Source organism: Allobosea sp. AK1 (assembly GCF_006714945.1).
Classification (GTDB): domain Bacteria; phylum Pseudomonadota; class Alphaproteobacteria; order Rhizobiales; family Beijerinckiaceae; genus Allobosea; species Allobosea robiniae.
Genome location: NZ_VFMG01000001.1, coordinates 444,708 through 469,556, shown reverse-complemented (window position 1 = coordinate 469,556; position 24,849 = coordinate 444,708). Strand labels below are relative to the sequence as shown.

29 protein-coding genes are annotated in these 24,849 nt (G+C 66.7%); 14 read left to right on the top strand and 15 right to left on the bottom strand.

Going from position 1 to position 24,849, the window contains the following annotated elements; all coding sequences use genetic code 11:
* The first annotated feature begins 19 nt into the window (after nt 1-19).
* Nucleotides 20-853 (top strand): chromate resistance protein ChrB domain-containing protein, encoded by an 834-nt coding sequence (locus tag FHT98_RS02395; RefSeq protein WP_142112132.1) that lies wholly within the window; start codon nt 20-22, stop codon nt 851-853.
* The gene (chrA, locus tag FHT98_RS02390; RefSeq protein WP_142112130.1) at nt 850-2,247 is read left to right on the top strand and encodes a chromate efflux transporter; all 1,398 of its coding nucleotides are present in this window, start codon (nt 850-852) and stop codon (nt 2,245-2,247) included. Before FHT98_RS02395 ends, chrA begins: the two co-directional genes overlap by 4 nt.
* Nucleotides 2,248-2,250: 3 nt before the next feature.
* Here the strand turns inward: chrA and FHT98_RS02385 are convergent, their stop codons facing one another.
* The 4 genes from FHT98_RS02385 to FHT98_RS02370 form a co-directional block, all read right to left on the bottom strand.
* Nucleotides 2,251-2,565, bottom strand: a complete 315-nt coding sequence (locus FHT98_RS02385; RefSeq protein WP_061967028.1) for a hypothetical protein — start codon at nt 2,563-2,565, stop codon at nt 2,251-2,253.
* 58 nt (nt 2,566-2,623) lie between these two features.
* The gene (locus FHT98_RS02380) at nt 2,624-3,805 is read right to left on the bottom strand and encodes an FAD-dependent monooxygenase (protein ID WP_142112129.1); all 1,182 of its coding nucleotides are present in this window, start codon (nt 3,803-3,805) and stop codon (nt 2,624-2,626) included.
* Between the two features lie 83 nt (nt 3,806-3,888).
* Complete coding sequence (locus tag FHT98_RS02375) at nt 3,889-4,140, bottom strand: zinc-finger domain-containing protein (RefSeq protein WP_091856596.1); 252 nt, start codon at nt 4,138-4,140, stop codon at nt 3,889-3,891.
* Between the two features lie 79 nt (nt 4,141-4,219).
* Nucleotides 4,220-5,179, bottom strand: a complete 960-nt coding sequence (locus FHT98_RS02370; RefSeq protein WP_162260094.1) for an acetyltransferase domain-containing protein — start codon at nt 5,177-5,179, stop codon at nt 4,220-4,222.
* Between the two features lie 122 nt (nt 5,180-5,301).
* Here FHT98_RS02370 and FHT98_RS02365 point away from each other — a divergent pair, with 122 nt between their 5' ends.
* Together FHT98_RS02365 and cysE are read left to right on the top strand one after the other, a co-directional pair.
* The gene (locus FHT98_RS02365; RefSeq protein ID WP_142112128.1) at nt 5,302-6,069 is read left to right on the top strand and encodes an alpha/beta fold hydrolase; all 768 of its coding nucleotides are present in this window, start codon (nt 5,302-5,304) and stop codon (nt 6,067-6,069) included.
* Between the two features lie 187 nt (nt 6,070-6,256).
* Nucleotides 6,257-7,105, top strand: coding sequence for a serine O-acetyltransferase (gene cysE, locus FHT98_RS02360; protein ID WP_091856599.1), 849 nt, complete (start codon nt 6,257-6,259; stop codon nt 7,103-7,105).
* On the opposite strand, the gene FHT98_RS02355 is transcribed toward cysE, so the two are convergent.
* Nucleotides 7,096-8,001: a LysR family transcriptional regulator gene (locus FHT98_RS02355; RefSeq protein WP_185745044.1), complete on the bottom strand. Its 906-nt coding sequence runs from the start codon at nt 7,999-8,001 to the stop codon at nt 7,096-7,098. The two genes, cysE and FHT98_RS02355, sit on opposite strands and share 10 nt — an antisense overlap.
* Before the next feature lie 126 nt (nt 8,002-8,127).
* On the opposite strand from FHT98_RS02355, the gene FHT98_RS02350 reads away from it, so the two are divergent.
* Nucleotides 8,128-9,450 (top strand): serine hydroxymethyltransferase, encoded by a 1,323-nt coding sequence (locus tag FHT98_RS02350; RefSeq protein WP_142112126.1) that lies wholly within the window; start codon nt 8,128-8,130, stop codon nt 9,448-9,450.
* Here the strand turns inward: FHT98_RS02350 and FHT98_RS02345 are convergent.
* Nucleotides 9,447-9,785 carry a hypothetical protein gene (locus FHT98_RS02345; RefSeq protein WP_061967040.1) on the bottom strand — a complete coding sequence of 113 codons (339 nt, stop codon included), beginning with the start codon at nt 9,783-9,785 and terminating at the stop codon, nt 9,447-9,449. The two genes, FHT98_RS02350 and FHT98_RS02345, sit on opposite strands and share 4 nt — an antisense overlap.
* Before the next feature lie 58 nt (nt 9,786-9,843).
* On the bottom strand, nt 9,844-11,220 hold the full coding sequence (locus FHT98_RS02340; RefSeq protein ID WP_142112123.1) for a serine hydrolase domain-containing protein: 1,377 nt from the start codon (nt 11,218-11,220) through the stop codon (nt 9,844-9,846).
* A 169-nt stretch (nt 11,221-11,389) separates the two neighbouring features.
* Here FHT98_RS02340 and FHT98_RS02335 point away from each other — a divergent pair, with 169 nt between their 5' ends.
* Nucleotides 11,390-11,602 (top strand): DUF3126 family protein, encoded by a 213-nt coding sequence (locus FHT98_RS02335; protein WP_061967041.1) that lies wholly within the window; start codon nt 11,390-11,392, stop codon nt 11,600-11,602.
* A gap of 119 nt (nt 11,603-11,721) precedes the next feature.
* Here FHT98_RS02335 and FHT98_RS02330 read toward each other — a convergent pair whose 3' ends face one another.
* Nucleotides 11,722-12,441: a hypothetical protein gene (locus FHT98_RS02330; protein WP_061967043.1), complete on the bottom strand. Its 720-nt coding sequence runs from the start codon at nt 12,439-12,441 to the stop codon at nt 11,722-11,724.
* A 243-nt stretch (nt 12,442-12,684) separates the two neighbouring features.
* Between FHT98_RS02330 and FHT98_RS02325 the strand changes: the two genes are divergently transcribed.
* Together FHT98_RS02325 and FHT98_RS02320 are read left to right on the top strand one after the other, a co-directional pair.
* Nucleotides 12,685-13,011, top strand: coding sequence for a DUF6949 family protein (locus FHT98_RS02325; protein WP_142112121.1), 327 nt, complete (start codon nt 12,685-12,687; stop codon nt 13,009-13,011).
* Between the two features lie 54 nt (nt 13,012-13,065).
* The gene (locus FHT98_RS02320; RefSeq protein ID WP_142112119.1) at nt 13,066-13,596 is read left to right on the top strand and encodes a gamma carbonic anhydrase family protein; all 531 of its coding nucleotides are present in this window, start codon (nt 13,066-13,068) and stop codon (nt 13,594-13,596) included.
* A gap of 144 nt (nt 13,597-13,740) precedes the next feature.
* On the opposite strand, the gene FHT98_RS02315 is transcribed toward FHT98_RS02320, so the two are convergent.
* On the bottom strand, nt 13,741-14,376 hold the full coding sequence (locus tag FHT98_RS02315) for a transglutaminase-like cysteine peptidase (RefSeq protein WP_142112117.1): 636 nt from the start codon (nt 14,374-14,376) through the stop codon (nt 13,741-13,743).
* Between the two features lie 366 nt (nt 14,377-14,742).
* Between FHT98_RS02315 and FHT98_RS02310 the strand changes: the two genes are divergently transcribed.
* The gene (locus FHT98_RS02310; RefSeq protein WP_142112115.1) at nt 14,743-15,381 is read left to right on the top strand and encodes a glutathione S-transferase family protein; all 639 of its coding nucleotides are present in this window, start codon (nt 14,743-14,745) and stop codon (nt 15,379-15,381) included.
* A 39-nt stretch (nt 15,382-15,420) separates the two neighbouring features.
* On the opposite strand, the gene FHT98_RS02305 is transcribed toward FHT98_RS02310, so the two are convergent.
* Together FHT98_RS02305 and FHT98_RS02300 are read right to left on the bottom strand one after the other, a co-directional pair.
* Nucleotides 15,421-16,035, bottom strand: a complete 615-nt coding sequence (locus tag FHT98_RS02305) for a PilZ domain-containing protein (protein WP_061967052.1) — start codon at nt 16,033-16,035, stop codon at nt 15,421-15,423.
* A gap of 59 nt (nt 16,036-16,094) precedes the next feature.
* Nucleotides 16,095-16,664: a PAS domain-containing protein gene (locus FHT98_RS02300; RefSeq protein ID WP_061967053.1), complete on the bottom strand. Its 570-nt coding sequence runs from the start codon at nt 16,662-16,664 to the stop codon at nt 16,095-16,097.
* 409 nt (nt 16,665-17,073) lie between these two features.
* Here FHT98_RS02300 and FHT98_RS02295 point away from each other — a divergent pair, with 409 nt between their 5' ends.
* Both FHT98_RS02295 and FHT98_RS02290 read left to right on the top strand, forming a co-directional pair.
* Entirely contained in the window at nt 17,074-17,886 is an 813-nt protein-coding gene (locus FHT98_RS02295) for a rhomboid family intramembrane serine protease (RefSeq protein ID WP_061967055.1), read from the top strand.
* A 175-nt stretch (nt 17,887-18,061) separates the two neighbouring features.
* Nucleotides 18,062-18,493: a CBS domain-containing protein gene (locus tag FHT98_RS02290; protein WP_061967056.1), complete on the top strand. Its 432-nt coding sequence runs from the start codon at nt 18,062-18,064 to the stop codon at nt 18,491-18,493.
* A gap of 24 nt (nt 18,494-18,517) precedes the next feature.
* On the opposite strand, the gene FHT98_RS02285 is transcribed toward FHT98_RS02290, so the two are convergent.
* The 3 genes from FHT98_RS02285 to folE all read right to left on the bottom strand — a co-directional run bounded on the left by FHT98_RS02285 (nt 18,518) and on the right by folE (nt 20,817).
* Nucleotides 18,518-19,495, bottom strand: coding sequence for a patatin-like phospholipase family protein (locus tag FHT98_RS02285; RefSeq protein ID WP_248309128.1), 978 nt, complete (start codon nt 19,493-19,495; stop codon nt 18,518-18,520).
* Between the two features lie 202 nt (nt 19,496-19,697).
* On the bottom strand, nt 19,698-20,105 hold the full coding sequence (gene hisI, locus FHT98_RS02280; protein ID WP_142112110.1) for a phosphoribosyl-AMP cyclohydrolase: 408 nt from the start codon (nt 20,103-20,105) through the stop codon (nt 19,698-19,700).
* A 67-nt stretch (nt 20,106-20,172) separates the two neighbouring features.
* Nucleotides 20,173-20,817 carry a GTP cyclohydrolase I FolE gene (gene folE, locus FHT98_RS02275; RefSeq protein WP_113587743.1) on the bottom strand — a complete coding sequence of 215 codons (645 nt, stop codon included), beginning with the start codon at nt 20,815-20,817 and terminating at the stop codon, nt 20,173-20,175.
* A 296-nt stretch (nt 20,818-21,113) separates the two neighbouring features.
* Here folE and FHT98_RS02270 point away from each other — a divergent pair, with 296 nt between their 5' ends.
* Nucleotides 21,114-21,560, top strand: coding sequence for an iron-sulfur cluster assembly scaffold protein (locus FHT98_RS02270; RefSeq protein ID WP_061967062.1), 447 nt, complete (start codon nt 21,114-21,116; stop codon nt 21,558-21,560).
* Nucleotides 21,561-21,567: 7 nt separating this feature from the next.
* On the opposite strand, the gene FHT98_RS02265 is transcribed toward FHT98_RS02270, so the two are convergent.
* Complete coding sequence (locus tag FHT98_RS02265; protein ID WP_061967064.1) at nt 21,568-22,314, bottom strand: phosphatase PAP2 family protein; 747 nt, start codon at nt 22,312-22,314, stop codon at nt 21,568-21,570.
* Nucleotides 22,315-22,433: 119 nt separating this feature from the next.
* On the opposite strand from FHT98_RS02265, the gene yidD reads away from it, so the two are divergent.
* Nucleotides 22,434-22,763, top strand: coding sequence for a membrane protein insertion efficiency factor YidD (gene yidD / locus FHT98_RS02260; protein ID WP_091856612.1), 330 nt, complete (start codon nt 22,434-22,436; stop codon nt 22,761-22,763).
* A 65-nt stretch (nt 22,764-22,828) separates the two neighbouring features.
* On the top strand, nt 22,829-24,826 hold the full coding sequence (gene thrS, locus FHT98_RS02255; protein WP_142112108.1) for a threonine--tRNA ligase: 1,998 nt from the start codon (nt 22,829-22,831) through the stop codon (nt 24,824-24,826).
* Nucleotides 24,827-24,849: the final 23 nt, after the last annotated feature.

Here is a 24,849-nt window from a genome sequence, read left to right as displayed (position 1 = left end):
CTCAGGATGGACGCAAGCCATGTCTTCCAACGAACAGATCACGGTCGCCCAGCTGTCACGGCTGGTCGGCCTTCCCGATGCGCCGGCCATCATCGATGTCCGCATCGATGATGATGTCACCGCCGATCCCGTCTTCCTGCCGGGTTCGGTCCGCCGCGACTATCGCGCCGTTTCCGAATGGGGCGCTGAATTCGCCGGGCAGCGGCGCGTGGTGGTCGTCTGCCATCGCGGCCTCAAGCTCAGCGAAGGTGCCGCCGCCTGGCTGCGGCATCTCGGCATCACCGCGGAAACTCTTGAAGGCGGTCATCAGGCCTGGCGACAGGCTGGTGGGTTGACCTTTTCGCCGGAACGTTTGCCTTCGCCAGGGGTATCCGGCGGCAGCGTCTGGGTGACGCGGGCGCGGCCGAAAGTCGACCGCATTGCCTGTCCCTGGCTGATCCGCCGCTTCATAGACCGGCGCGCCGTGTTCCTCTTCGTTGCGGCCTCCGAGGTCGAGGCGGTGGCCGATCGCTTCGGCGCTACGCCTTTCGACATTGACGGCGTGTTCTGGAGCCATCGCGGGCCGCTTTGCACCTTCGATACGATGATCGCGGAATTCCGGCTGGCGTCGCCCGCGCTCGACCGATTGGCCCGGATCGTGCGGGCGGCCGATACGGCGACGCTGGAGGCCGAGCCGCAGGCGGCCGGCCTGCTTGCGGCCTCGCTTGGGCTGTCGCGCATGTACAAGCACGATCTCGAACAGCTCGAGGCCGGCATGCTGCTCTACGATGCCTTCTATCGTTGGTGCCGTGATGCGGGTGAGGAAACCCATAACTGGCCAGTGCCGAAGCCGGCCGGGGAGGCGCAGCGATGAGCGTCGCGGAAACGGATGCTGAGATGGCACTGCAAAATGCGGAGCGTTTGCCGACGCTTGGCGAGGCGACCCGCATCTGGGCGAAGATCGGTCTGCTGTCCTTCGGCGGGCCGGCCGGCCAGATCGCGCTGATGCACAGGGAGCTGGTGGAGGAGCGACGCTGGATCGGCGAAGAGCGCTTCCTGCATGCGCTGAACTACTGCATGCTTCTGCCCGGACCCGAGGCGCAGCAGCTCGCCGTCTATATCGGCTGGCTGATGCATCGCACGATCGGCGGCCTGATCGCAGGCCTCCTGTTCATCCTGCCCGGCGCGCTGGTGATGCTGGGTCTCAGCATCCTCTATGTCACCTGGAGGCATGTCCCGCTGGTCGACGGGGTCTTCTTCGGCGTGAAGGCGGCGGTGCTTGCCATCGTCATCGAGGCGGGACTGAGAATCAGCCGCCGGGCGCTGAAGAGCGGCGCGATGGTCGGCATCGCCGTTGCAGCTTTCGCCGGCATTTTCCTGTTCAAATTGCCGTTCCCGCTCATCGTCCTGCTGGCGGGGCTCGCGGGCTGGCTGGGCAATCGCATTCGGCCCGGCTGGTTCGGCAAGGGCGGTGCCGGCGGCGCGGCGGATGCCGCGGGCGAGGGCTTGCTCGACGCTCTGCTTGCGCGCGGAGAGCTCGACCATATCAGGCCCTCGGCCGGGCGGGCTGCCCGCGTGCTCGCCGTCTGGCTGCCGCTCTGGCTCGGGCCGGTGGCGCTGTTCTGGCTGGTCGCCGGCTCCGCCAGCGTCTGGACGCAGGTCGGCAGCTTCTTCAGCGCGATGGCGGTGGTGACCTTCGGCGGCGCCTATGCGGCGCTGGCCTATGTCGCGCAGGCGGCGGTCGACGGTTTCGGCTGGCTCGCGCCCGGCGAAATGCTGGACGGGCTCGGCCTCGCCGAGACGACGCCGGGGCCGCTCATCCTCGTGCTCGAATTCGTCGGCTTCCTTGCCGCGTTCCGGGCGCCGGGCAGCCTGCCGCCGCTCGTCGCCGGCGGGCTTGGGGCGCTGCTGACGGTCTGGGTGACCTTCGCGCCCTGCTTCCTCTGGATCTTCCTGGGCGCGCCCTATGTCGAGGCTCTGCGTGGCAACCGGGCGATCTCGGCCGCGCTCGGGGCGATCACCGCGGCCGTGGTCGGCGTCATCGCCAACCTAGCGCTCTGGTTCGGGCTGCACGTCCTCTTCCGCGAGGTCGGCAGCCTGTCCTTCCTCGGCATGAGCCCGGAGGTGCCGGTCCTGACCTCGCTGGACTGGCGTGCGGCCTTGCTGGCGGCCGGCGCTGCCATCGCATTGCTGCGCTTCAAGCTCGGGATGATGCCGGTCCTGGCGATCTGCGCCGTCGCTGGCATCGTCCTGAAGGGCGGTTTCTGAGGCTCAGCGGCGCGGCTCGTCCGGCTCGATGATGCGGTATTCGGCGTCGATGACCTCGACCCGGTCCGGCTGGCGCGGCTGGTTGGCGAACGGGTTGGCGGGGTCGATACCGGCCGCCTTCAGCTTGGCCTTGAGGCGCCAGACCGCGATCGCGCCGACGACCAGCACGACCGGAATCAGGATGAGCGCGAGGCTCGCGGCCAGCACGAAAAGCGCGACGCCGACGATCAGGCTTGCCGCCATGGCGAGCCAGGCCTGCCAGCGCGGCATGGCGCGGGCGCGGCCGTTGAGCTGCTCGTAGAGATTGACGCGGATCATAGGATGTCTGTTCCTTCCCTCGGCACAGAGATAGGAAGCGATTGCGGCTTTGACGAGGTCAGGCCGTGTCTTGCCAATCGTAGAGCCAGCCATAGCGGTTGCGCAGGCCGTTCGGCCCGAGCCGTTTCAGCGCGAAATCGCGGGCAATGCTGAGCGGCCAGCCCATATGGTAGTTGCGGCCATTGCCCCGGCTTTCCTCCTGCACACGAGCGACACGCTGGGCGCGGGTCTTGGCATAGGCTGCGAAGGCTGCGGGCACTCCCGGCGCGCCATCGCGACTGAGCGTCTCGGCGAGCAGGCGGGCGAGCACGGCGGCATCCTCGATGGCGAGCGACGCTCCCTGCGCAAGGAAGGGCAGGATCGGGTGGGCGGCATCGCCGATCAGCGCGATCCGGCTCTTGGCCATGGCAGCCGGCTTGCGATCGAACAGCGACCAGACCTGCCAGCCTTCCGCGGCGCCGGTGAGATCGCGTAAGGCCTGGGAAGCGCCGGCGAGATGATCGGTTACGATGGTGCGGTCGCCTTCGCGGGACCAGCCCTCGCGGGCTTCCTTCGCCTGCCGGACGACGACGAGGTTGATCTCCCGGCCCGCGGCAACGGGGTAATGTACGGCGTGGCGGCCGGAGCCCATATGCAGCGTCACGCGCGGCTTGTCGCCAGCACGAGCCGGCACGACGGCGCGCCAGGCTTCGTAACCGGTGAAGACCGGCGGCGAGGCGTCGCCGGTGAGATCGCGCACGCGTGACCACAGGCCGTCGGCGCCGATCAGCCCAAGGGCCGAGAGCGTCCCGCCGACGGCGTCGCGCGCGGCGAGCCCGATCGTGACGCCGTCCCCATCCTGGCTGACCTCGTCCACGCTGCGGCCGACCATCAGGCGGATATTCGGCATGGCGCGGGCGGCGTCGAGCAGCACGGTATGGAGGTCGTTGCGCTTCATCATGCGGAACGGCGTCGGCATGCGCTCGGGGCTGGAGGGCATCTCCAGCACCTGCGAGCCATCGGCCCAGCGCCGGATCATCAGCCCGTGCGAGGTTACGCTGATGCGCTTCAGCGGCAAGGCGAGGTCGAGCGCATCGAGCACGCGGCCGGAATTGGAGGTGACCTGCAGGCCGGCCCCGGTCTCGCCGAAGCCGGTGCGCTTCTCCACGACGGTCGCTGCGATGCCGCGCCGTGCCAGCGACAGGGCCATGGTCAGGCCGCCGATGCCGGCGCCGGCGATGACGAAATGAGGAGCGGACACGGGATCGGACGCCTTCGATGATGGTGCTGGAAGACGCGGTGCGAGTGCCCCTCAGAACCCGAACCACCAGTGGAGTGTTCGGCTCAGGCCGCCTTGGCCGAATCCGTATAGGCGCATTCCGGCGGGATGCAGGCGGCGCCCTTCAGCGACGGCTCGTATTTGAACAGCGTCGAGCAATAGGGGCAGACGATCTCGTGGTCCGCGCCCATGTCGAGGAAGACATGCGGATGGTCGAAGGGCGGCTTGGCGCCGATGCACATGAACTCGTGCGCGCCGACCTGGATGACGGGGACACCGGGGTCGTTGTGGAAATGCGGGATGCCGGTCGCGGCCATGGTCGTCGCTCTTCGAAAGGCTGGAATTGCGGCGCAACCTATCGCGTGAGCCCGCCGGGCGCCAGTGCGCTGTTTCGCATCAGCGCCCGTCGCGAAGGCAACCCTGGGCGAGTTCGGTCATCCGGGTGCTTTCCTGCGGCGAGAGCAGGTTGTCGAGCGCCTTCTGCCAGAGCTTCTCGCGCTTGAGCCCTTCGACGGTGCAGGCGCAGACCATCCGGCAGACCTGCTCGGGGGCATTTGGGCCGGCGCAGCTGCGCTGGCAATCGGTCCGGAAGGCACGCTCTTCCGGCGAGGGCGGGGCGATGACCTGTGTTGCCAGCATCAACGTGCCGATGAAGAGCGGCTGGTGGACGAGATAGACCAGCAGGCTGTGGCGCCCGCCCCAGGCGACGATTCGGGTCGCCTTGCTGCCGGGGCGCCAGCCAGCGAGCGCCGTGCCGGCGAGGCGCGGCAGGATGAGGCGGGCCAGCACGATCCCGCTCAACACGCAGCCGAACCAGGGGAAGACCGGCACGAAATCGGCCGTGTGGATTTCCGCGCGGGAGAAGCCGATCCAGGCCGCCCAAGGCTGGTCAAGCAGCGGATGGGCGACGAAGGAAGGCAACGCAAAGGCGACTGCCGCAGCGAGCGCGACGACGATGGTCGGCAGGCGCAGGAAGGGCAGGGCGAGCAGGCTCGCGACCGCGACATGGTGCAGGATGCCGAAGAAGATGAACTCTCCCGGCATGAACCGCCAGGTGCCGAGCGTGACCAGAGCGGCCGCGCCCGCGACCATGGCGAGGCGCTTGAGATAAGCCGTGCTGTCGAAGCCCTTGCGCGTCGCGAGGACGAGGCTGAAGCCGACGATGGCGAGGAAGGTGCCGGCGATGCCGCGCGCGAACAGCCGCCAACCCGGCTCGGCGACGATATCGGTCTCGATCAGCCGAAAACTCGAGAGATCATAGGCGAAATGATAGACGAACATGGCCAGCAGCGCGACGCCGCGGGCGATGTCGACGATGGCAAGACGTGACGATTCGCGAATGGCGGGCTGGGTCATGTTCATCGTTCATCATGGCGGGCGCTCATAAGCAAGCCGCACCATGGCGGGTACACAAACCGGTTCGACCGTGGCAGGGAAAGAGCCCCGTTCCGATCGTCCGAGCTGGACCCAAGACCCGCATGCAGAGCTTTTCTTCCGACGGCGTGAAGATCGCCTTCATCGACATGGCGCCGACCAGCGACGAGCCAAAGCACCGCACCGTCGTGCTCGTCCATGGCTTCGCCTCCTCGCACATCATCAACTGGGTCAATACCCAGTGGACGAAGGCGCTGACCCATGCCGGCTATCGCGTCGTCGCGCTCGACGATCGCGGCCATGGCGAGAGCGAGAAGCTCTACGATCCCGCCGCCTATTCCTCGCAGATCATGGCCGAGGATGTGCGCCGATTGATGGACCATCTCGACATCCCGCGGGCGGCGGTGATGGGCTATTCGATGGGCGCGCGGATCTCGGCGCATCTGGCGCTGGCGCATCCGCGACGGCTGGAGGCATTGCTGCTCGGCGGGCTCGGTATCCATCTGGTCGAGGGCGTCGGGCTGCCGCTCGGCATCGCCGATGCGATGGAGGCGCCTTCGCTCGATGGGCTGACCGACCCGATGCAGCGGATGTTCCGCGCCTTCGCCGAGCAGACCAGGAGCGACCTCAAGGCGCTGGCCGCCTGCATCCGCGGTTCGCGCCAGACGCTGACCGCCGAGCAGGTGGGCCAGATTTCGATGCCGACGCTGATCAGCGTGGGAACAAGGGACGATGTGTCCGGCTCCGGCCCGGAACTGGCGAAGCTCATTCCCGGCGCCGAGGCCTTCGACATCATCGGGCGCGACCATAACCTCGCGGTCGGCGACAAGAGCCACAAGCAGGCCGTCCTCGACTTCCTCGCGCGTTTGTGAGAATCTCACGAATGAATAGAGGCAATCTGGAAAAGCGGGCGACGCCAATGTGTTGTCGATCTTCCCTGAAATTCTGATTCCGCTGTCTCGCTTTTCGATTCAACACCGGTCCGGCCTGAGCTTTTGATGCGGACGCCTGCTTTGGGTAGGCTGTCCTTCCGCCGACCAGCATTTCCGGAGAATGACTATGCCGTCAGGGCGCTCCGCCGTGGAAGCACGTGACTTCGCCACCGGACTCGATCGGGTCGATCCCGTCTGGACCCGCTTGTGCACTGAAGCGGAAACGGCCGTCGCCGGCGAGCCGGCGCTCGGCACGCTGATCGTCGCGTCTGTCCTCAACCAGCCGAGCTTCGAGGCCGCCGTCGCCCATCGCGTCGCGGCACGGCTCGGCCACCCCGCCGTGACCGCAGACCTGATCGAGCAGGGTTTCGCCGAGGCGATGGCCAGCGACGAGACGATCGGCGCTGGCATGCGTGCCGACGTGATGGCCGTGCTCGACCGCGATCCGGCCTGCTATCGGGTGCTCGAACCGGTGCTGTTCTTCAAGGGCTTCCATGCGCTGCAATGCCACCGCCTGGCGCATTGGCTCTGGAAGCAGGATCGGCGCGATTTCGCGCTCTATCTGCAGGCGCGTTCCTCCGAGGTGTTCCAGACCGACATCAACCCGGCGGCGCGGATCGGCAAGGGCATCTTCCTCGACCATGCGACGGGGCTTGTCGTCGGCGAGACCGCGGTTATCGAGGACGACGTCTCGATGCTGCACGGCGTCACGCTGGGCGGCACCGGCAAGCAGGGCGGCGATCGCCACCCGAAGATCCGCAAGGGCGTGCTGATCGGCGCCGGCGCCAAGATCCTCGGCAATATCGAGGTCGGCCAATGCAGCCGCGTCGCGGCCGGCTCGGTCGTGCTCCAGCCGGTGCCACGCAACAAGACTGTTGCGGGCGTGCCGGCGAAGGTCGTCGGGGAGGCGGGCTGTGCCGAGCCCTCGCGCTCGATGGACCAGACGCTCGCCGGCGATTGCGGCGCCTATATCTGACGCGCTCGGCCGGCAGAGCCGGCGAGCCAGCCCATGATCTCGGCCCGGCGCGGATGTGCGCCGGCAGCCGTGGCCGCCGCGAGCGTCAATCGATCGACCGTCGGCATGGCCTGCGGGAACGGCGCGACGAGCCTGCCCGCGGCGAGATGGCCCCCGACGAGGCTCATCCGCCCCATCAGCACGCCTGAGCCCGACAGGGAGGCATCGAGCGCCAGGCTGTAGAGCGAGAAGGCCGGGCCGCGGCCTGGGTCGACCTTCGTGCCGGGCGCGGCGAAGGCGAGCCAGCGTGCCCAGTCGCTGCGCCAGACCGCATCGTGCAGCAGCGTTTGCGCGGCGAGATCGGCGGGTGTCGTGAGCTTCGTGGCGAGCGCGGGTATGCAGACCGGCAGGATCGCGTCGGCATCGAACTGGAGTCCGCCATTTTGCGGTGCGGCCTCCCGATAGAACAGCGAGAGATCGTAGGGATCGCGCTGCGGATCGGGCGGTTCCTCCATCGCCGAGATCGATATCTGCAAATCTGGAAATGCGGCCCGCATCGCCGGCAGGCGCGGCGAGAGCCAGAGCTGCGCGAGGCAGGGCAGGGCGGCGATGGCGAGCGGCCGGTGCGGCTGGGCATCGCGCAGCGCCTGCACCGCCTGTCCCAGCATGTCGAAGCCGCGCGTCAGGCGTGGCAGGGCCTCGCGTGCCGCCTCGGTCAGGGCGACGCCCTGCGGCAGGCGGCGGAAGACGGCGAAGCCCAATGCCGCTTCGAGCTGCCGGATCTGCTGGGTGACGGCGCCGGCCGTGACGCCGATCTCGTCGGCGGCCTTGGCGAAGCTTTCCAGCCGCGCCGCAGCCTCGAAGGCACGCAGCGCATTGAGCGAGGGCAGGCGCGGGCGCGGCGGCTTGACCGGCAAGGTGAGGCTCCAGGTCGAGGCTGAGAATTCCTCAGCCTGCGAGCGATGAATACTCGTTTGCGCACGGGCCGGCAAACCGCTGTTATGGCGGCACCGCGGGATTGGGCGGTTCGGGAGACAAGCGAGATGACGGCACTGGGCAGGCGCGATTGGGTTCCGCAAGCGAGTGAGGATTACGTGCTCAAGATTGCGGGCGAGACGGCAAGCCAGCCGCTCGATGCGATTGCGGCGCGGATCGATGCGCTGGCGACCGAGAACCGGACGATCCATGAGCGCGACTGCGTCAACCTCAACCCGGCGACGAATGTCATGAATCCGAAGGCCGAGGCGCTGCTCTCGGCGGGGATCGGGGCGCGGCCCTCGCTCGGCTATCCCGGCGACAAATACGAGATGGGGCTTGAGGCGATCGAGCAGATCGAGATCATCGCCGCCGAGCTCGCCGCCGAGGTGTTCGGCGCAAAATATGCCGAAATCCGCGTGCCCTCCGGCGCCATCGCCAATCTCTACGCCTTCATGATCGCGGCCAAGGCCGGCGACTGCATCATCGCGCCGCCCGGCGAGATCGGTGGGCATGTCACCCATCACGGCGCTGGCGCGGCCGGGCTCTACGGCATCGTCACGCATCCCGCGCCGATCGATCCGGTCCGTTACACCGTCGATGTCGAGAAGCTCCGCGCCGACGCATTGCGCCTGCGTCCGAAGCTGATCTCGATCGGCGGCAGCCTCAACCTGTTCCCGCATCCGATCCGCGAGATTCGGGCCATCGCCGACGAGATCGGCGCGATCGTGCTGTTCGACGCGGCGCATATGTCCGGCATGATCGCTGGCCATGGCTGGCAGCAGCCCCTGGAGGAGGGCGCCCATCTCATGACGATGAGCACCTATAAGAGCCTCGGCGGCCCGCCCTCCGGCCTGATCGTGACCAACGATGCCGAGATCGCCAAAAAACTCGACGCCATTGCCTATCCCGGCCTCACCGCCAATTTCGACGCGGCAAAATCGGCTTCGCTCGCCGTTTCGCTGCTCGACTGGAAGGCGCATGGCCGCGCCTATGCGCAGGAGATGGCAAAGACGGCGAAGGCGCTGGCCGAGGCGCTGTCAGAGCGGCAGGTGCCGGTCTTCGCCCGCGACCGGGGCATGACAACCTCGCATCAGTTCGCGATCGAGGCGGCCGGCTATGGCGGCGGGCAGGCGGCGGCGAAGAGACTGCGCATGGTCAACATCCTCTCCTGCGGCATCGGCCTGCCGTTGCCCGCGGTCGAGGGCGATGTGAACGGGCTCAGGCTCGGCACGCCGGAGATCGTCCGCTTCGGCATGAATGCGGCGGATATGCCGGAACTTGCGGGTTATATCGCGGAAGGGCTGAACGGCTCGCGCCCGGCCGAAGCCGTGGCGAAGGACGTCACGGCCTTCCGCGGGCGGTTCCGCAATCTGCATTTCATGCGCTAGGAATCGTTGCCCGGCGCAAAGAAGCAGAGCAATTCGCCGGAATCATCGATGCAGAGATGCCAGCGGCCGTCCGGCGATGGCTTGGCCTTGTCCTGCGGGATTTCGAGCCGCAGCGGCTGCTTGCGCTCGCTCGACCACATCGGATGCTTGCCGGGCGCGATCGTAACGACGAAGCCGCCGGTGACTTCCTGCACGGCTTCCGCCTCGATCGGGGAGCAGTCGGAATCGAGGCAGCAATAGAACGGATAATCCCAGCCGCTCGGCGCCTGATGGGCGAGCGCGACCGTCGCTCCCGAAACCAGGACAGCAGCGATCATCGAGGCAAGAACACGCATCGGCCAGCCCTCGCAATGGAGGCTGCGACCGGAAGGCGGCGAATGCGTGGCGGACGGATTATGCGGCCGTTCCGCCGCCGTAGCGCTCTTCCATTTCGGCGCGCATGGCGTCCGCGCTCAGCAGGCGTGATCCCGCCATCCTGACCGAGCGAACGTTTGCTCCGTCCCGCTCCAGGGTGACGGTCTCACCAGGGCTGTGGAAGCCCGACGCGTGGACGATGCGACCTTGATCGGGAGTTTCGACCGCGATCTCGGCAGCGTCGAGGAAGGGCGTCAGCAAAGCCGGAGCGGCGCAGAGCACGCGGTCGGCGACGGGCACGAGATCGGTCGCACCCCAGAGCGTCCACCAGCGGCCGGTCCAGTCCTGCGTCTTGGCCGAGGGGGCGCCGCGCTCGGCGAAGGTCTTGAGGATATGGACGACGCCATCGAGCCAGGGATGGGCGAGGCCGTCGGTGGCGTTGGTCAGGACCGAGATCGTCAGATCCTGCTTCGGGAGGATGGCGGTGCGGGTGATGAAGCCCTGGAAGCCGCCGGAATGGCCGACCCAGCGCCAGTCACCCTCGCCGCCGGAAATCGTGCCGAGGCCGTAATGGCGGCCGAGGCTGGATTCGTCGTCGGGCCAGAGCCGGCGGGTCATCTCGCGGCGGCTCCTAGCCGAGAGGATGCTGCGTTCGGCATTTGGCGAGAGCTGTGCGAAATAGCGCGCGACATCGGCGACGGTGCCGACGAAACCGGTGGCGGACGCCATGGCATGGCAGTGATTATCGGCCGGGATGACCACGCGCCGGCCGAGCAAGTGCCTGCCGCTATGCCCCTTCGCCATCGGCCGCGGACCCCAGAGCCCGATATCGGGTTTGGTTTCGGTGAGACCGACCTTGGCGACGACTTCGTCGGTGATCCATTCGTTGTAGCTCTGGCCGGTCACGGCCTCGATGACGAGGCCGAGCAGGGCGAAGCCGTGGTTCGAGTATTTGAAGCGCTGCGAGCTCGGAAGAACCGGCGGCTTTGCGAGGTCGGCGAGCAGCTCCGCCTTGCTGCAAAAGGGCTTGCGGTCGAGGAACTGACCGGCATCGGGGCCGTCGCGGGTGAGGCCGGCGCTGTTGGAGAGGACCTGCCCGATCGTGACTTTGGCGATTTCCGGGTGCAGACCGTCGATCAGGCTGCCGACCTCGTCGTCGAGCCGCAGGCGGCCTTCGTCGACGAGGCGCAGGATGCCGGCCGAGGTGAAACTCTTGGAATGCGAAGCGATGCGGAAGCCGTGGCGCGGTGTCAGCGCTTCGCCGGTCGCGAGGTTCGCGGTGCCGAAGGCGGCCTCCAGAACGACTTCGCTGCCATCAGCGATCGCAACCGCGCAGCCTGGCTGGTCATGGTGGCGGCGCTGGAAATCGAGCCAGGTCGCGACATAGTCGAGGGCGGGAGCAAGCCACGGCTTCATGATCTCAGGTCCGTCACGGTTCCGGAAGAGTGTGAGCATCGCACGATTCCGCCGATGCCGGACAACCACCGGAAAGGCTGGCCGGCCATGTTTACGGCGGTTGCTTTCGCTTGCCCTTCCCGGCCTGTCGTGGCATCGCTCCCGGCCAATTTCGAAAGGACCCAGGACCGTGGACAAGACCGAACTCGCCAAGCTCGAAGGCTATCTGCGCCGCACCTTCAACAACCATGCGATCAGCGTACGCGCCCGGATGAAGAAGAATGACTCGGCCGAGGTTTATCTGGGCGAGGAGTTCATCGGCATCATCCATGTCGACGACGAGGATGGCGACCGCTCCTTCAACTTCACCATGGCGATCCTGGACGTCGATCTCGAGGACTGAGACGACGGCCGTCAGGCTCGGGCTCGACCCGAGCATCTCGTGACAATGAGATTCCGGCGCCTCTGCTACCTGAGATTCTCGGGCCTGCGCCCTGCTTTGCCCGAGAATGAGGTGCAACCCTATCGGATCAGCCCGTCGAGCGTCCGCCGGACGCCGCCCAGCATCACGGCCCAGTCGGCGATGATGGCGCGGGGGAAGCGGATGTTCACGTCCATGCCGCGATGCTGGAAGGTGATGCGGCAGGGCTCGTCGAGCCCGGAGCCGGTGTCGATCGGGCAGCGCGCGGCGAAGCCCTTGCCATCAGGGACGGAGACGTAGAACTCGTCGTTCTCGAAGGGCGAGCCCTTGCGGAAGCCGCGCACCACGAGGCCGCCGGGATTGGACCAGACGGTCGGTGTCAGGAAGCGGGCATAGGTGGCGAGCTGCCGCGCCGGCTCGTTGACCCGGTCGGGCGGGCTCAGCGTGACAAGGAGCCGCTTGCGGTTCTCCGGCTGGGCCGGGCCGAGGCTCGGCCAGTCCAGGCGCAGCCGGACCATGCCGACGAGCCGGCTCGTATCGCCATCATCGTCGATCCCGGAGAGGTCCTTCGGGATCATTAGGGCGACATCGCCGACGCGGGCCGGCTGCGGCACGGCTCCCGGTTCGTCGCGGCGATGGGTCAGGTAGACGGCCAGCGCCGTCGCCAGCACGCCCGCCGTCAGGATCAGCAGCACCGCCTTCAGCAGTGCACCATCCGCGCGCGGAAGCGGGGCAGTCTGCCGCTGCAGGCGCATGCGCACCATCGAGGTCAGGTGGGCGGCCTGGTGGCCGGGCCGGTGGTAGGGCAGCGATGCGGTCATCCCGGTGCCTTGCGCGCTAGGCTCGTTATCGCATTTTCGTCGTCGCGGACCTTTGGTTCCTCACGCGAACCGGTGCCCACTTCGCTCGAAAATGCTTTCGTCGCGACCACTGAATCACCGACGGCTTAACGCGCCGTAAACCATGACCGCGCCGGTACGGTTAACCATTGGTTAAATCTGTCCTTCACAGGTCGCAGGCCATGCGGCAGGCTCGGGCGTCGCTCTGGTCGAGAGTTCGCGTCCGTGACCATCCAGCCTTCCGCCGTCGAGGCGCTCCAGTCCCTGTTCCTCGGCTTCGCCTTCGCCGGATTGCTGGCGAGCGCGTTCGAGCTGTTCACGGCACGGCGCGCGGATTTCAAGCTGCTGCAGGCGGGTGGGCTCGCTGCCGTCGCCAGCGTGCCGGTGGTGGTCTTCTGCGCGCCCTTCCTGATCCTGCGCAACACCGTGCATAGCCGGCCGTCGGACGGGAAGCCGTTCGCCTTCGTGATGCTCGCGAGCATGACCGCCGCGATCTGGAGCCTGGCCTCGGGGCGGGTCGTGCTCGACCTGCTGCATCTCCTCGGCGCTTGACGACGGGCGTCGTCGACCTGCAATCCTGAGGGCACGAACCGTCAGGACAAGCCGATGCCCCTCTATGCGCTCGATGGAACCAGGCCCGAAACCGCCGAGGCCGGAGACTGGTGGCTCGCACCCGATGCGCATGTCATCGGCCGGGTCAGGCTGGCGGCCGGCGTTGGGATCTGGTTCGGCGCGGTGCTGCGTGGCGATAATGAATGGATCAGCATCGGGGAGGGCAGCAATATCCAGGAAGGCTGCGTGCTCCATACCGATATGGGCTTTCCGCTGACGGTCGGCGCCAACTGCACGATCGGCCATCGCGCCATCCTGCATGGCTGCACGATCGGCGAGAACAGCCTGGTCGGCATGGGCGCGACCGTGCTCAACGGCGCCAGGATCGGCCGCAACAGCCTCGTCGGCGCCAATGCGCTGGTGACGGAGGGCAAGGAATTTCCCGACAACGCGCTGATCGTCGGCTCGCCGGCCCGCGCGATCCGGACGCTCGACGAGAAGGCCGCGGACGGGATCACGGCCTCGGCGCGCGCCTATGTGCAGCGCTGGCGGCAATTCGCGGCCGGCCTGCAACGGCTGGATTGAAGCCAAAAACGCAGCGGGCCGGCTTCCCGATGCGGAAAGCCGGCCCTTGGCGAAACCCGATCCCTTGGGGACGGGTGGGTGGGGACGTGACCGAGCCTCGCCGTCCTTATCGCCGCAGCCGGCTTGTGGCTGCGGCAGTCTTCCTCAACGCTGCACCGAGGCGACCGTCGGGGTCTGCGCGCCGCCGAGCGAGGTCCAGCCCGTGCGGTACTGGGACTCGCGCTTGACGTAGACGTAGCCGGTCTGGCTCCAGGGCAGGATGGCGTTGCGCTTGTTGTCGAGGATGAAATCGCCGCGATCGGTGCGGATCATCAGCACGGCGTGGCCGGCATTCTCCTCATCGATCACCACGGTGACCAGCATGGCGCGGCGGGGCAGGCCGGCTTCGGCCAGGCGCTTGCGCTTCAGCAGAACGTAGTCCTCGCAGTCGCCCTTGCCGTCGGTCGGGATGTCCCAGCGGTCGACGACGCCCCAATGCTCCTCGTCGGTGATCGCCTCGATCTCGCGATTGATCGTGTTGTTGACGGCGACGATCGTCTTCCAGAGCTTGGAGTTCACTTCGATCCGCTCGGCCTCGCGGGTGTCGACGCGGCATTCCGACGGCATACGCTTGCAGAAATCCGTCCAGGCATAGGGTGCGCGGGCGTCGCCGGAAGCATCGGCCGGAAGGCTCGCCACCGGGATGCCGGCCGAGCCCTGAGCCTGAGCCGAGGTTGCGCCGGTCATGACGACCATGGCGGCCAGTGCGGTACCAATCAGATTGCGATGGAGTGAGAGCATGTCGTCCCCTTTCTGTCCCGAGGAGACGATGCGCGGCTGCAGATGGATTCGAACTGAAATGGAAACGTACAAATTTATGTATTCGGCCGTCACAGCTGCCAAGTAAAAATCAAGATCAACCTTGTTCGAAATCGGAAGTAATGATTCGATGCGATGGAACAACCAAGTGTTAACCATTAATTGTTCGTTGTGCTGAAAGGGTCGATTAACCTACTCAATCGTTACCGCGCTGAGGCGGCACGGAGGGCGTCGGTTGGTTCGCCGAATCCGGGGCGTAGCCGTGGAGAGGGCCGCGAGATCGAGTGGAACGCCAGCCTGCGATGAGGAATTGTTCACGACCGACTCAGGTTCGAAAGGCTCGCCGCTATGACTGCACTGACGATCTGGACCTATGATTGGGTGCCCGAGGGCGTGTGGGGTTTCGTCCGCGATCTCAGGCTGAGATGGGCGTGCGAGGAGGCCGGTCTCGCCTACGACGTTCGCACCATCCCGTTCGACGGTCGCGAGACCAACCATCTCGCGCGTCAGCCCTTCGGCCAGATTCCGTTCCTGGACGATGGCAACGTGAAGCTGTTCGAGAGCGGGGCAGGCCTGCTGCATCTGGCCCGGAAAAGCGAGACGCTGATGCCGGTCGATCCGATCGGGGAAGCGGAAACGCTGCAATGGACGCTGGCCGCGCTCAATTCGATCGAGATGGTCGCCGTGCCCTGGTGGTTCCTGACCGTGACCGGTGCAGCTGACAATCAACTGACGGGATGGCTCGGCATGCGCCTCGGCCAGCTCGAAACGCTCTTGGGCGAACGCGAGTGGCTCGCGGCCGGCCGCTTCACCGTCGCGGATCTGCTGATGGCGGATGTGCTGCGGGTCGAGAAGCTCCGCGCCTTCGGCGACCGGCCGGCGACTGAGGCCTATGTCGCCCGCATCACCGATCGCGCGGCCTTCCGCAAGGCCAAGGCCGATCAGACCGCCTTGTTCAAGGCTGCCGACGCGAAGCGGCGTGCCTGAATGTGATGCGGAAAGGACAGGAGGCCCGCAAAGCGGGCTTCAGAGTTCCAGGTTCTCGTCGAGCAGGTCGGCCGAGAGCGGAAAGCGGAACTCAGCGGCATAGCCGCCGTCGAAGCGGCGCACGACGCGGGCCGGCGTCGTGCCGAGGCGAACCGGCGTGTTGATCGGCAGGTCGAGATCGCTGGAGAAGGCGGCGCCCGAGAGCGAGATGTCGATGATGCGGACGATATGCTCGGTGCCGTCATCCATCATCAGGACCGAACGCGGATTGCGCGGCACGATGCGCTCGTGGCGGCGATCCTCGGGCAGGCCGAGCTCTTCGCGATTGGCGAGCCAGGTCAATTGCGCCGTGAATTTCTCGCGCTTGCGGCTGGTCGCGGTGATGGTCATCGCGAAACCTTCGGCCGTGGTGCGGACGCAGGTGCCCTCGATGCGGCCGAGATGCTCGAGATAGACGATGACGCGTTCGCCGGGCCGGGCCTTGGCCGGCGCCGCGAGATGGACGCCGCCAGGCGAGATGTCGATCGACTGGCAGGGATATTCCATGCGGTTCGGCAGCATGTAGCGCCCCAGCAGCACGACCTTCATACGGAAATGCCGCCTGCGCTCAGCAGGGAAAGCAGCCGCACGGGGCGTTTTGAGGGCGCTCAACATCAATTCCCGACCTGGATTCCCGGTGATCCTAGGCGGGTTGGGTTAACGTAACGTTCAGATCAGGCCCGCCCGCCCGGTAATACCACGAGACGGGGCGGTTCGGCACGGCGCTGCGTGGCGGGTGGGCGTGCGGCCGCCGCGGGCCAGAGCATCCTGAGCGAGATCATCCGCATCGATTCGATGGTATCGAGGCCGAGCCAGTCCGGCGACAGGGCGGGCGAGAGCGCGCCCAGCACGCGGGCATGGGTGCGGCCCCGATAACGCAACGGCAGCAGCAGCAGTTCGAGGTAGATCGGCGTGCCGGTGGCCGATTTGCCCGAGAGGCCGGCAACCGCCCCTGCGCTCTCGTCCATCACGGTCTGGACGAGGCGGCGCATGTCGCCCTGAGCCTCGACATCGGCCCAGAGCGCGGTGAAGGCCCGGCCGCGCAATTCCCGGCCGATCAGGGCGCAGAGTCGCGTCCCTGCGAGCCGGAAGACCGGGCCGATCGGCTCGTTCTCCAGCACGAAGGTGTCGGCAAGGGCGTGCCGCAAGGCCCCGGGCTCGATCTCGCCGCGCTCCGGCGCGGCCCGGTCGCCGCGCAACCCGTCCCAATATTCGAAAACCAGACGTGTGCTCGCGTTCTTCATCCTGTGCCCATATTGCCGTCTGTCTCTCCCCGGAGCGGCCTCGCGTCCGAAGATGACGCGGATCCGTTCGAAAGGAGGACGAATCAGTCCCTCGGAAGATCGCTGACGCATTCGCCGTGCCGTCTTGCCACCGCCGCCTGAGTCGGGGGAGGCGGCAGGGTCGTTAGGGTTAATCAAGTGTTGCGATTGTGGATGATCGTTAAAATGCGCATCAATTGCCCCGGAATTCGCGGGTGCGGACAGCATGCGCGGCACGAGGTGGAGGGGGGCGTGAGCCAGCCGCCCGGCACGACCGGGCGGCCTCACAGCCGGCGAAAGAGGGGACGGCGCGAGCTGCTCCCCTTTTTCGTTGAGTCGAGGTGGTCGGCTGCTTGCGCCAGGCCGGTGCTTCGGCAAGTGTGACGATCGCATGGCTTCCCACGATCCTTCCCCGCCGCGGCGCGAGCCCGTCTTCAACCTGCCTTCGGTCGTGGTCTGGCTGCTGGCTGTCCTGGTCCTGATCCAGGCCGGCCGCTCGCTTTTGTCGGACTATGACGATTACGTGCTGATGTCCTGGCTGGCCTTCGTGCCGGCGCGATTGACGCTCTGGCTTTCGCCGGGCCGGATCGACGACGTCGTCGGCGCGATGGCGCAGTCCACGGCGGGGCAGGACGTGGTCGAGCGACTGCAACTCGTCAGGCTCCTGCTCGCCGATGGCGGGGTCCGCCTCTGGACGGTCCTGACCTATGGCTTCCTGCACGGCTCCTGGCTGCATCTCGTCTCCAATGCGGTCTGGCTCGCGGCTTTCGGCAGCCCGGTCGCGCGACGGCTCGGACCTGGCCGCTTCCTCAACCTGGTGGCGCTGGCGACCATCGGCGGCGCGCTGCTGCACTGGTGGTCACGCGATCTCGACGTGCTGCCGCTGGTCGGTGCCTCCGCCGGCATTTCGGGGGCGACGGCGGCAGCGGTCCGCTTCGTCTTCGCGCCGGGCCTGCGCTTCGGCGAGCTCGGCGACGACGCGGTCGTCAAAGCGATCCCGGCCGAACCGCTCGGGCAGCTCTGGCGCAACTCGCGCGCGCTGCTGTTCATCGCGATCTGGTTCGTGACGAATATCCTGTTCGGCGCCGGGCTCGTGCCGATCTTCGGCGAGGAGACCAGCATCGCCTGGGAAGCCCATATCGGCGGCTTCGTCGTCGGGCTGCTGCTGTTTCCGCTGCTCGACCGGGGCCAGCAGCGGCGCTGACAAGAGCGGTCCCGGTCCGCTTCCCGCGATCTTGCCTGCGTCATGGTCTTCGCCCACACTCGCTTCATTGCGAAGCACTTCCCGAGCCGGCCGGCATGGAGAGTCTTGCCGGCGCTTGCGGAGTTCCAGCGAAACCGCGCGCCGGAAACGGCGCGCCTGCGAGGAGGGATGAGCCATGAATGTCGAGCAGTTGCTGAGCGGCAAGGGGCATGATGTCATCTCGATGCAGCCGCATCGGACGCTGTCCGAGGCGATCCGCACGCTGAGCGAGAAGCGCATCGGTGCCGTGATCGTCATGGGGGCGGATGGCGCGCTGGTGGGGATCCTGTCCGAGCGCGACATCATCCGGGCGCTCGGCGAGTTGGGCGGCGCGGCGCTGGAGAGCGCGGTCTCGCGCTCGATGACCTCGAAGGTCGTGACCTGCCGGCCCCAGACCAGCGTCGACGAGCTGATGGAGATCATGACGACGGGCCGCTTCCGCCACGTCCCGGTGGTCGAGAACGGGCGCGTCACCGGCATCGTCTCGATCGGCGACGTGGTGAAGCACCGGGTCGCCGCGATCGAGGCCGAGAGCCAGGCGATGCGCGACTATATCGCCATGGCCTGATGCCATCTGCGCGGCCGGAGGGCTTCAGCTCTCCGGCGCGATATGGTTCGCGGCAACGAGGGTCGCGATATCGTCCAGAGCCCGCCGTGCCGCCTGCCGGCCGAGCTCGATGGTCTCTCCGGCGCGGTGGAAATCGAACAGGCCGATGCGGCCGAGCTTCGGGCCGATCATCACGTCCGGCGGGTCGCCCGCCAGCCGCGAGCGCGAAATCCGGTCCTGCGTGATGTTGAAGGCGTCGATCATCACGCCGGCGAGGCCGGGACGGTTCTCGGCCGGGCGGCCGACGATGTTGCGGACGCGCTTGGCCGCGCCGCTGATCCCGTCATACCAGCGCGGCTCCGGCTCGACCCGCAGCTCCGGCACGAGCGGATCGGGGTCGGAGCTCTGATCCTGGATGGTCGTGCCGCGGCCCGCGAGATCGCTGTTGAGGTTGACGCAGATCACGACATCGGCGCCGAGCGCGCGCGCCGCCGTGACCGGGACGGGGTTGACCAGCGCGCCGTCCATCAGCCAGCGTCCGCCGAGCTTCACCGGGTCGAAGATGCCGGGCAGCGCGTAGGACGCCGTCAGCGCCTCGACGAGCGGGCCATGGGTCAGCCAGATTTCGTGGCCGAAGCCGAGCTCGGTCGCGACGGCGACGAAACGGCGATCCAGCTCCTCGATCCGGATACCGTCGAGATGCTGTTCGAGCAGGCGCTTCAGGCGCCCCCCCGCGATCAGCCCGGCGCCGCCGATATGGAAATCCATCAGGCCGACGATGCGGCGCTTGGTCATGCTGGTGGCGAATTCGCTGAGCTCGGGCAGCTTGCCCGCGGCGAGGCAGCCTCCGACCACGGCGCCAATCGACGTCCCCGCGATGACGTCGGGGCCGAAGCCGGCCTCGATCAGCACTTCGAGAGCGCCGATATGGGCCCAGCCGCGCGCCGCACCACCGCCGAGCGCAAGGCCGATCTTCGGCCGGACCAGAGCCGGCTGGCCCTCGACCGGGCGCATGTCATTCATTGCGGCACCACCTCCGCCGAGACCAAAGGCTCGCCGCGCGACACCATCCCACCGCATGGGCTTGTCCCTCCGTGGAATGAGAGGGTCTCAGAAGCCGATGAGCGAAAGATGAACGGCCAGCCTCCGGCCATTATCGCCTCTCTTTGACGGATCCGTGAAGGCGTGCCGGCGGCATCGACGATGTGCGCCGGCTTCAATCCGGTCAGTCGCAAACGATCAGCGGCTTGTCCGCTTCGTTTCGCAGCGGCTGGACCCGGTAGAAGCAGGAGCAGCGCCCGGTATGGCAACAGCCGCCGTCGCCGGCGACCTTCACCTTGATCCAGAGCGCGTCCTGGTCGCAATCGACTCGCATCTCGAGGATGGTCTGGATCTGGCCGGAGGTCGCACCCTTGTGCCAGAGTTCCTTGCGGGAGCGCGACCAGTACCAGGCCTCGCCGGTCTCGATCGAGCGTTGCAGCGCCTCGGCATTCATATGGGCGACCATCAGCACCGCGCCGCTATCGGCCTCCGTCGCGACGACCGTCACCAGGCCGTTCGCGTCGAAGCGGGGGCTGAGCACCGTGCCCTCCTCGAGGGCGTGCTTGTCGGGCGCGGTGGGGAAAAGGCTCATCTCGGCTCCGGGCAAAGGCAGTCACGCGCCTTGTATGGGAACGACAAGGCACGGCCAACCGGCGCCATCACAGCCCCGGCGACTTGACCATCGTGAAAAAACGGACCTGCTCGGCCGGATCGTCCCGGAAAACGCCGCGATACTGCGTGGTCATGGTCGAGGAGCCCTGCTTCTGCACGCCGCGCATCGACATGCACATATGCTCGGCCTCGACGAGGACGGCGACGCCGCGCGGCTCCAGCACCTCCTCGATCACGTCGGCGATCTGGGCGGTCATCGTCTCCTGTGTCTGCAGGCGGCGGGCATAGACATCGACGATGCGGGCGAGCTTCGAGAGGCCGACCACGCCCTTCGACGGGTAATAGCCGATATGCGCCTTGCCGACGAAGGGCACCATGTGGTGCTCGCAATGCGAATAGAACGGGATGTCGCGGACGAGGATCATGTCGCGATAGCCCTCGACCTCCTCGAAGACACGGTCGAGGATATGGCGCGGGTCCTCGGCATAGCCCTTGTAGAATTCCTTGTAGGCCTTGGCGACGCGTCGCGGCGTGTCGGCCAGGCCCTCGCGCGACGGATCGTCGCCCGCCCAGAGCAACAGCGTGCGGACAGCGGCCTCGGCCTCTTCCTGTGTCGGCTTGCGGACCAGAAACTTGTCGGCGGAGGGGCTGATGGCCCCCTCGACGGACAAGGACTTAACCACAGGGATCATGTGGTGCCTCCCGTTGGGACGATGGAGCCTTGCGAACCGCCCCTTGAAGGCTGCGGCTGCTCGGCTGGTGCGACAAGTTTGATGCCTCACGGCGGAAGAGGTTCCCATGCCCTCCCGTTTTGCGGCGATCAACCTTATATTGGGTTCTGGTGCCGGTCATTCCAGACCGGCCGGAGCCGGGTCCGATCAGGTTATTCAACCTGATCGGTGAATCCGCCTCCGACTATACGATAGAGAACGCGTTGTCCGATCGGATTGCGCTGCAATCCGATCGGCGCGCGCTCTAGGATCGAACCATGCTGGACGACGTCTACAACAAGCGCATCCTCTCGCTTGCCGCCAATATCCCCCTGCTGCAGCGCCTGCCATCGCCCGACGCGACGGCGCGCGCCCATTCGAAGCTATGCGGCTCGACCGTGACAGTCGATGTCACCATGGAGGGCGATGTCGTCACCGGTTTCGGCCATGAGGTGAAGGCCTGCGCGCTGGGGCAGGCCTCGTCCTCGATCATGGCGCGCCATGTCGTCGGGTCGACGGCGGCGGAATTGCGGGAGGTGCGCGAGCAGGCGCGCGCCATCCTGAAGGACAATGCCGAGCCGCCCGAGGGCAAATGGGCCGATCTCGCCGTGCTCGTGCCGGTGCGCGACTTCAAGGCGCGCCATGCCTCGACGATGCTGACCTTCGACGCAGTGGTCGATGCGATCGACCAGATCGAGGCGAAGCGGCGCGAGGCCGCAGCCTAGCCGTTTTTCACTTCACGCCGAAGGCGACACGGATTTCCGGCAGGGTCTCGTCGAAGCGGGCCTTGAAGGCGTGGTCCGCCAGCAGGGCCTTGGCGACGGCGCGGCCGACCTTGTCGCCGGCAACGATATCGCTGGGATAGTGGAAGCCGCAGATCAGGCGGCTCTCGTCATAGCTCTTCACCCGTTCTTCCAGCTTGTCCGACAGCTCGGGGATCGCCGCCTTGAGCAGTTCGGCATAGAGGGCTGCGGTCGCGGCATGGCCGGACGGGAAGGAGGTGCCGACCGGCCGCGCGCCGGGGCAGGGCTTGACCCGGACCTTGGCCCAGAGCTGGAAGGGGCGCTGGCGGCTGGTCAGGCGGTTGACGCTCTTCAGGAGGATACCGAGCTCGACCTGCGCCTCGCGGAACAGCAGCCGCACCTCGCGATGGGTGTTGTCGACATAGCCAGTGTCCATGCCGTTCAGAAAGTTCACCAGGGCCTGACGCTGGTCCGCGATCGCGGCCTTCTCGCGTTCGGGCGTGCGGTTCAGCACGATCTGCTGCACCTGCTCGAACTCTGCCTTGCCCTCGGGGCTGTTCTGCGCCGGCGGCAGGCCGATGATATGGGCGATGTCGAGCTTGGCGCCGTCGAGCCAGAGCAGGTAAGGCCGCTGCTGGGCGGAAGCCGGCATGGCGAGGCCGAGGCCGAGCGCCAGTCCGGCACCGAACAAGGCTTTGCGAATGGGGGCTTGGCGAAAGCGAACGGCGCGCATCATGTGTCCGGTGTCGAGCAAGGAAAGCAGTTCTGGTGACGGCTGAACGGAACGAAGCAGACGATCTATTTCAGCGTCTTTTTGTTAAGCAAAGATGTTCGCGCTTGCGAAAGGCTGCGCTTTTGCCTCGGAAAGCCGCTCATATCGCGATTCGTGGCTATCAGCTCAGCCTTTCGATGCTGGTCGGGCGGCATTGCCGGCACTGGCCGAGCTGCTCGGCCTATACCGACGAGGCGATCCTGCGCTTCGGCTTGTGGCGCGGCGGCTGGGTCGGTTTCGCGCGGATCTGCCGCTGCAACCCATGGGGCACCAGCGGCGTCGACATCGTCTGCGAGGCATTGCCGCCCGATGCGAGGTGGTATAGGCCATGGTCCTATGGCCGCTGGCGCGGGACAAACGTGCCGGCGGCTTTCGATTCCGACGCCGAACCGACTGCGGGCGGCGGAACGTAACCCTCACATTCGCAGCCGGTCTGACTTACGGGGTTCGTATCCCCGAGTGAGCAGGAGCACGATCGATGACGATCTCCCTGACATTTCCCGATGGCGCCAAGCGCGAATTCCCCTCCGGCATCACCGGAGTCGAGATCGCCAAGGGCATTTCTCCCTCCCTGCTGAAGCGCACCGTCGCGATGGCGCTCGACGGCACCGTCGTCGATCTCGCTGACCCGATCACCACTGACGCCAGGATCGAGCTCCTGAACCGGGAAGACCCGCGTTCGCTCGAACTGATCCGGCACGACACCGCCCACGTCCTCGCCGAGGCCGTGCAGGAACTCTTTCCGGGCACGCAGGTGACGATCGGCCCGGTGATCGAGAACGGGTTCTTCTACGATTTCGCCCGCAACGAGCCCTTCACGCCTGAAGACTTCCCGGCGATCGAGAAGAAGATGCGCGAGATCATCGCGCGCGACAAACCCTTCACCAAGGAGGTCTGGAGCCGCGACAAGGCCAAGGATTTCTTTGCCGCCAAGGGCGAGGCCTACAAGGTCGAGCTGGTCGATGCGATCCCCGCCGACCAGACGCTGAAGATGTATGCGCAGGGCGACTGGATCGATCTCTGCCGCGGCCCGCACATGACTTCGGTCGGCAAGGTCGGCAACGCCTTCAAGCTGATGAAGACGGCCGGCGCCTATTGGCGCGGCGACTCGAACAACGCGATGCTGACGCGTATCTATGGCACCGCCTTCGCGAAGCAGGAGGAACTCGACGCCTATCTCAAGCAGCTCGAGGAAGCGGAGAAGCGCGACCACCGCAAGCTCGGCCGGGAGATGGACCTGTTCCATTTCCAGGAGGAGGGGCCGGGCGTCGTGTTCTGGCACTCCAAGGGCTGGCGCCTGTTCCAGGAGATCATCGCCTATATGCGCCGGCGCCTCGCCGCCGACTATGAGGAGGTGAATGCGCCGCAGATCCTCGACAAGTCGCTCTGGGAGACCTCGGGCCACTGGGGCTGGTACCAGGACAACATGTTCGCGGTTAAATCGGCCTCGGCCTTCGAGAACCCGGCCGATGCCGAGCGTGATCACCGCGTCTTCGCGCTGAAGCCGATGAACTGCCCGGGCCATGTCCAGATCTTCAAGCACGGTCTGAAGAGCTATCGCGATCTGCCGATCCGGCTTGCCGAATTCGGCAATGTCCATCGCTACGAGCCTTCGGGCGCGCTGCATGGTCTGATGCGCGTGCGCGGCTTCACGCAGGACGATGCGCATATCTTCTGCACGGAGGAGCAGCTCGCGGCCGAGTGCCTGAAGATCAACGACCTGATCCTCTCGGTCTACGAGGATTTCGGCTTCACCGAAGAACTCGTCATCAAGCTCTCGACCCGGCCTGAGAAGCGTGTCGGTTCTGACGCGGTCTGGGACCATGCCGAGGAGGTGATGACCGGCGTGCTGGAGCGGATCGCGAAGCAGTCCGGCAACCGGATCAAGACCGAGATCAATCCGGGCGAAGGCGCTTTCTACGGGCCGAAATTCGAGTATGTGCTGCGCGACGCCATCGGCCGCGACTGGCAATGCGGCACGACGCAGGTCGATTTCAACCTGCCGGAGCGGTTCGGCGCCTTCTATATCGGCGCGGATGGCGAGAAGAAGCAGCCGGTCATGGTCCATCGTGCCATCTGCGGCTCGCTGGAGCGCTTCACCGGCATCCTGATCGAGCACCATGCCGGGCATTTCCCGCTCTGGCTGGCACCCGAGCAGATCGTGGTCTGCCCGATCACCTCGGAGGCGGACGCCTATGCCGAGGAGGTGACGATGGTGCTGATGGGCGCCGGCCTGCGCGCCCGCGCCGATCTGCGCAACGAGAAGATCTCGTACAAGGTGCGCGAGCACTCGCTGGCGAAGGTCCCGGTCATCCTCGCCGTCGGCAAGCGCGAGGCCGAGGAGAAGACCGTGACGGTCCGCCGCCTCGGCAGCCAGGCGCAGACGGTGATGACCCTGGACGCCGCGCTTGAGGCGCTGGGCCAGGAGGCGCTGGCGCCGGATCTGGCGCGCAAGAAGGCCGTGAAGGCGGCCTGACGACTTGCCGCCATGGCCGGGCT

Bases quoted from the DNA above. Each gene is read 5' to 3' on its own strand.
- FHT98_RS02285 (WP_248309128.1), bottom strand. From the start codon at position 19,495: ATGAATGACATGCGCCCGGTCGAGGGCCAGCCGGCTCTGGTCCGGCCG.
- FHT98_RS02395 (WP_142112132.1), top strand. From the start codon at position 20: ATGTCTTCCAACGAACAGATCACGGTCGCCCAGCTGTCACGGCTGGTC.
- FHT98_RS02290 (WP_061967056.1), top strand. From the start codon at position 18,062: ATGAATGTCGAGCAGTTGCTGAGCGGCAAGGGGCATGATGTCATCTCG.
- FHT98_RS02315 (WP_142112117.1), bottom strand. From the start codon at position 14,376: ATGCTCTCACTCCATCGCAATCTGATTGGTACCGCACTGGCCGCCATG.
- FHT98_RS02365 (WP_142112128.1), top strand. From the start codon at position 5,302: ATGCAGAGCTTTTCTTCCGACGGCGTGAAGATCGCCTTCATCGACATG.
- FHT98_RS02265 (WP_061967064.1), bottom strand. From the start codon at position 22,314: ATGATGCGCGCCGTTCGCTTTCGCCAAGCCCCCATTCGCAAAGCCTTG.
- chrA (WP_142112130.1), top strand. From the start codon at position 850: ATGAGCGTCGCGGAAACGGATGCTGAGATGGCACTGCAAAATGCGGAG.
- FHT98_RS02340 (WP_142112123.1), bottom strand. From the start codon at position 11,220: ATGAAGCCGTGGCTTGCTCCCGCCCTCGACTATGTCGCGACCTGGCTC.
- FHT98_RS02385 (WP_061967028.1), bottom strand. From the start codon at position 2,565: ATGATCCGCGTCAATCTCTACGAGCAGCTCAACGGCCGCGCCCGCGCC.
- folE (WP_113587743.1), bottom strand. From the start codon at position 20,817: ATGATCCCTGTGGTTAAGTCCTTGTCCGTCGAGGGGGCCATCAGCCCC.
- cysE (WP_091856599.1), top strand. From the start codon at position 6,257: ATGCCGTCAGGGCGCTCCGCCGTGGAAGCACGTGACTTCGCCACCGGA.
- FHT98_RS02300 (WP_061967053.1), bottom strand. From the start codon at position 16,664: ATGAAGAACGCGAGCACACGTCTGGTTTTCGAATATTGGGACGGGTTG.
- FHT98_RS02295 (WP_061967055.1), top strand. From the start codon at position 17,074: ATGGCTTCCCACGATCCTTCCCCGCCGCGGCGCGAGCCCGTCTTCAAC.
- FHT98_RS02310 (WP_142112115.1), top strand. From the start codon at position 14,743: ATGACTGCACTGACGATCTGGACCTATGATTGGGTGCCCGAGGGCGTG.
- FHT98_RS02370 (WP_162260094.1), bottom strand. From the start codon at position 5,179: ATGACCCAGCCCGCCATTCGCGAATCGTCACGTCTTGCCATCGTCGAC.
- FHT98_RS02270 (WP_061967062.1), top strand. From the start codon at position 21,114: ATGCTGGACGACGTCTACAACAAGCGCATCCTCTCGCTTGCCGCCAAT.
- FHT98_RS02305 (WP_061967052.1), bottom strand. From the start codon at position 16,035: ATGTTGAGCGCCCTCAAAACGCCCCGTGCGGCTGCTTTCCCTGCTGAG.
- FHT98_RS02350 (WP_142112126.1), top strand. From the start codon at position 8,128: ATGACGGCACTGGGCAGGCGCGATTGGGTTCCGCAAGCGAGTGAGGAT.
- FHT98_RS02345 (WP_061967040.1), bottom strand. From the start codon at position 9,785: ATGCGTGTTCTTGCCTCGATGATCGCTGCTGTCCTGGTTTCGGGAGCG.
- thrS (WP_142112108.1), top strand. From the start codon at position 22,829: ATGACGATCTCCCTGACATTTCCCGATGGCGCCAAGCGCGAATTCCCC.
- FHT98_RS02375 (WP_091856596.1), bottom strand. From the start codon at position 4,140: ATGGCCGCGACCGGCATCCCGCATTTCCACAACGACCCCGGTGTCCCC.
- FHT98_RS02320 (WP_142112119.1), top strand. From the start codon at position 13,066: ATGCCCCTCTATGCGCTCGATGGAACCAGGCCCGAAACCGCCGAGGCC.
- FHT98_RS02330 (WP_061967043.1), bottom strand. From the start codon at position 12,441: ATGACCGCATCGCTGCCCTACCACCGGCCCGGCCACCAGGCCGCCCAC.
- hisI (WP_142112110.1), bottom strand. From the start codon at position 20,105: ATGAGCCTTTTCCCCACCGCGCCCGACAAGCACGCCCTCGAGGAGGGC.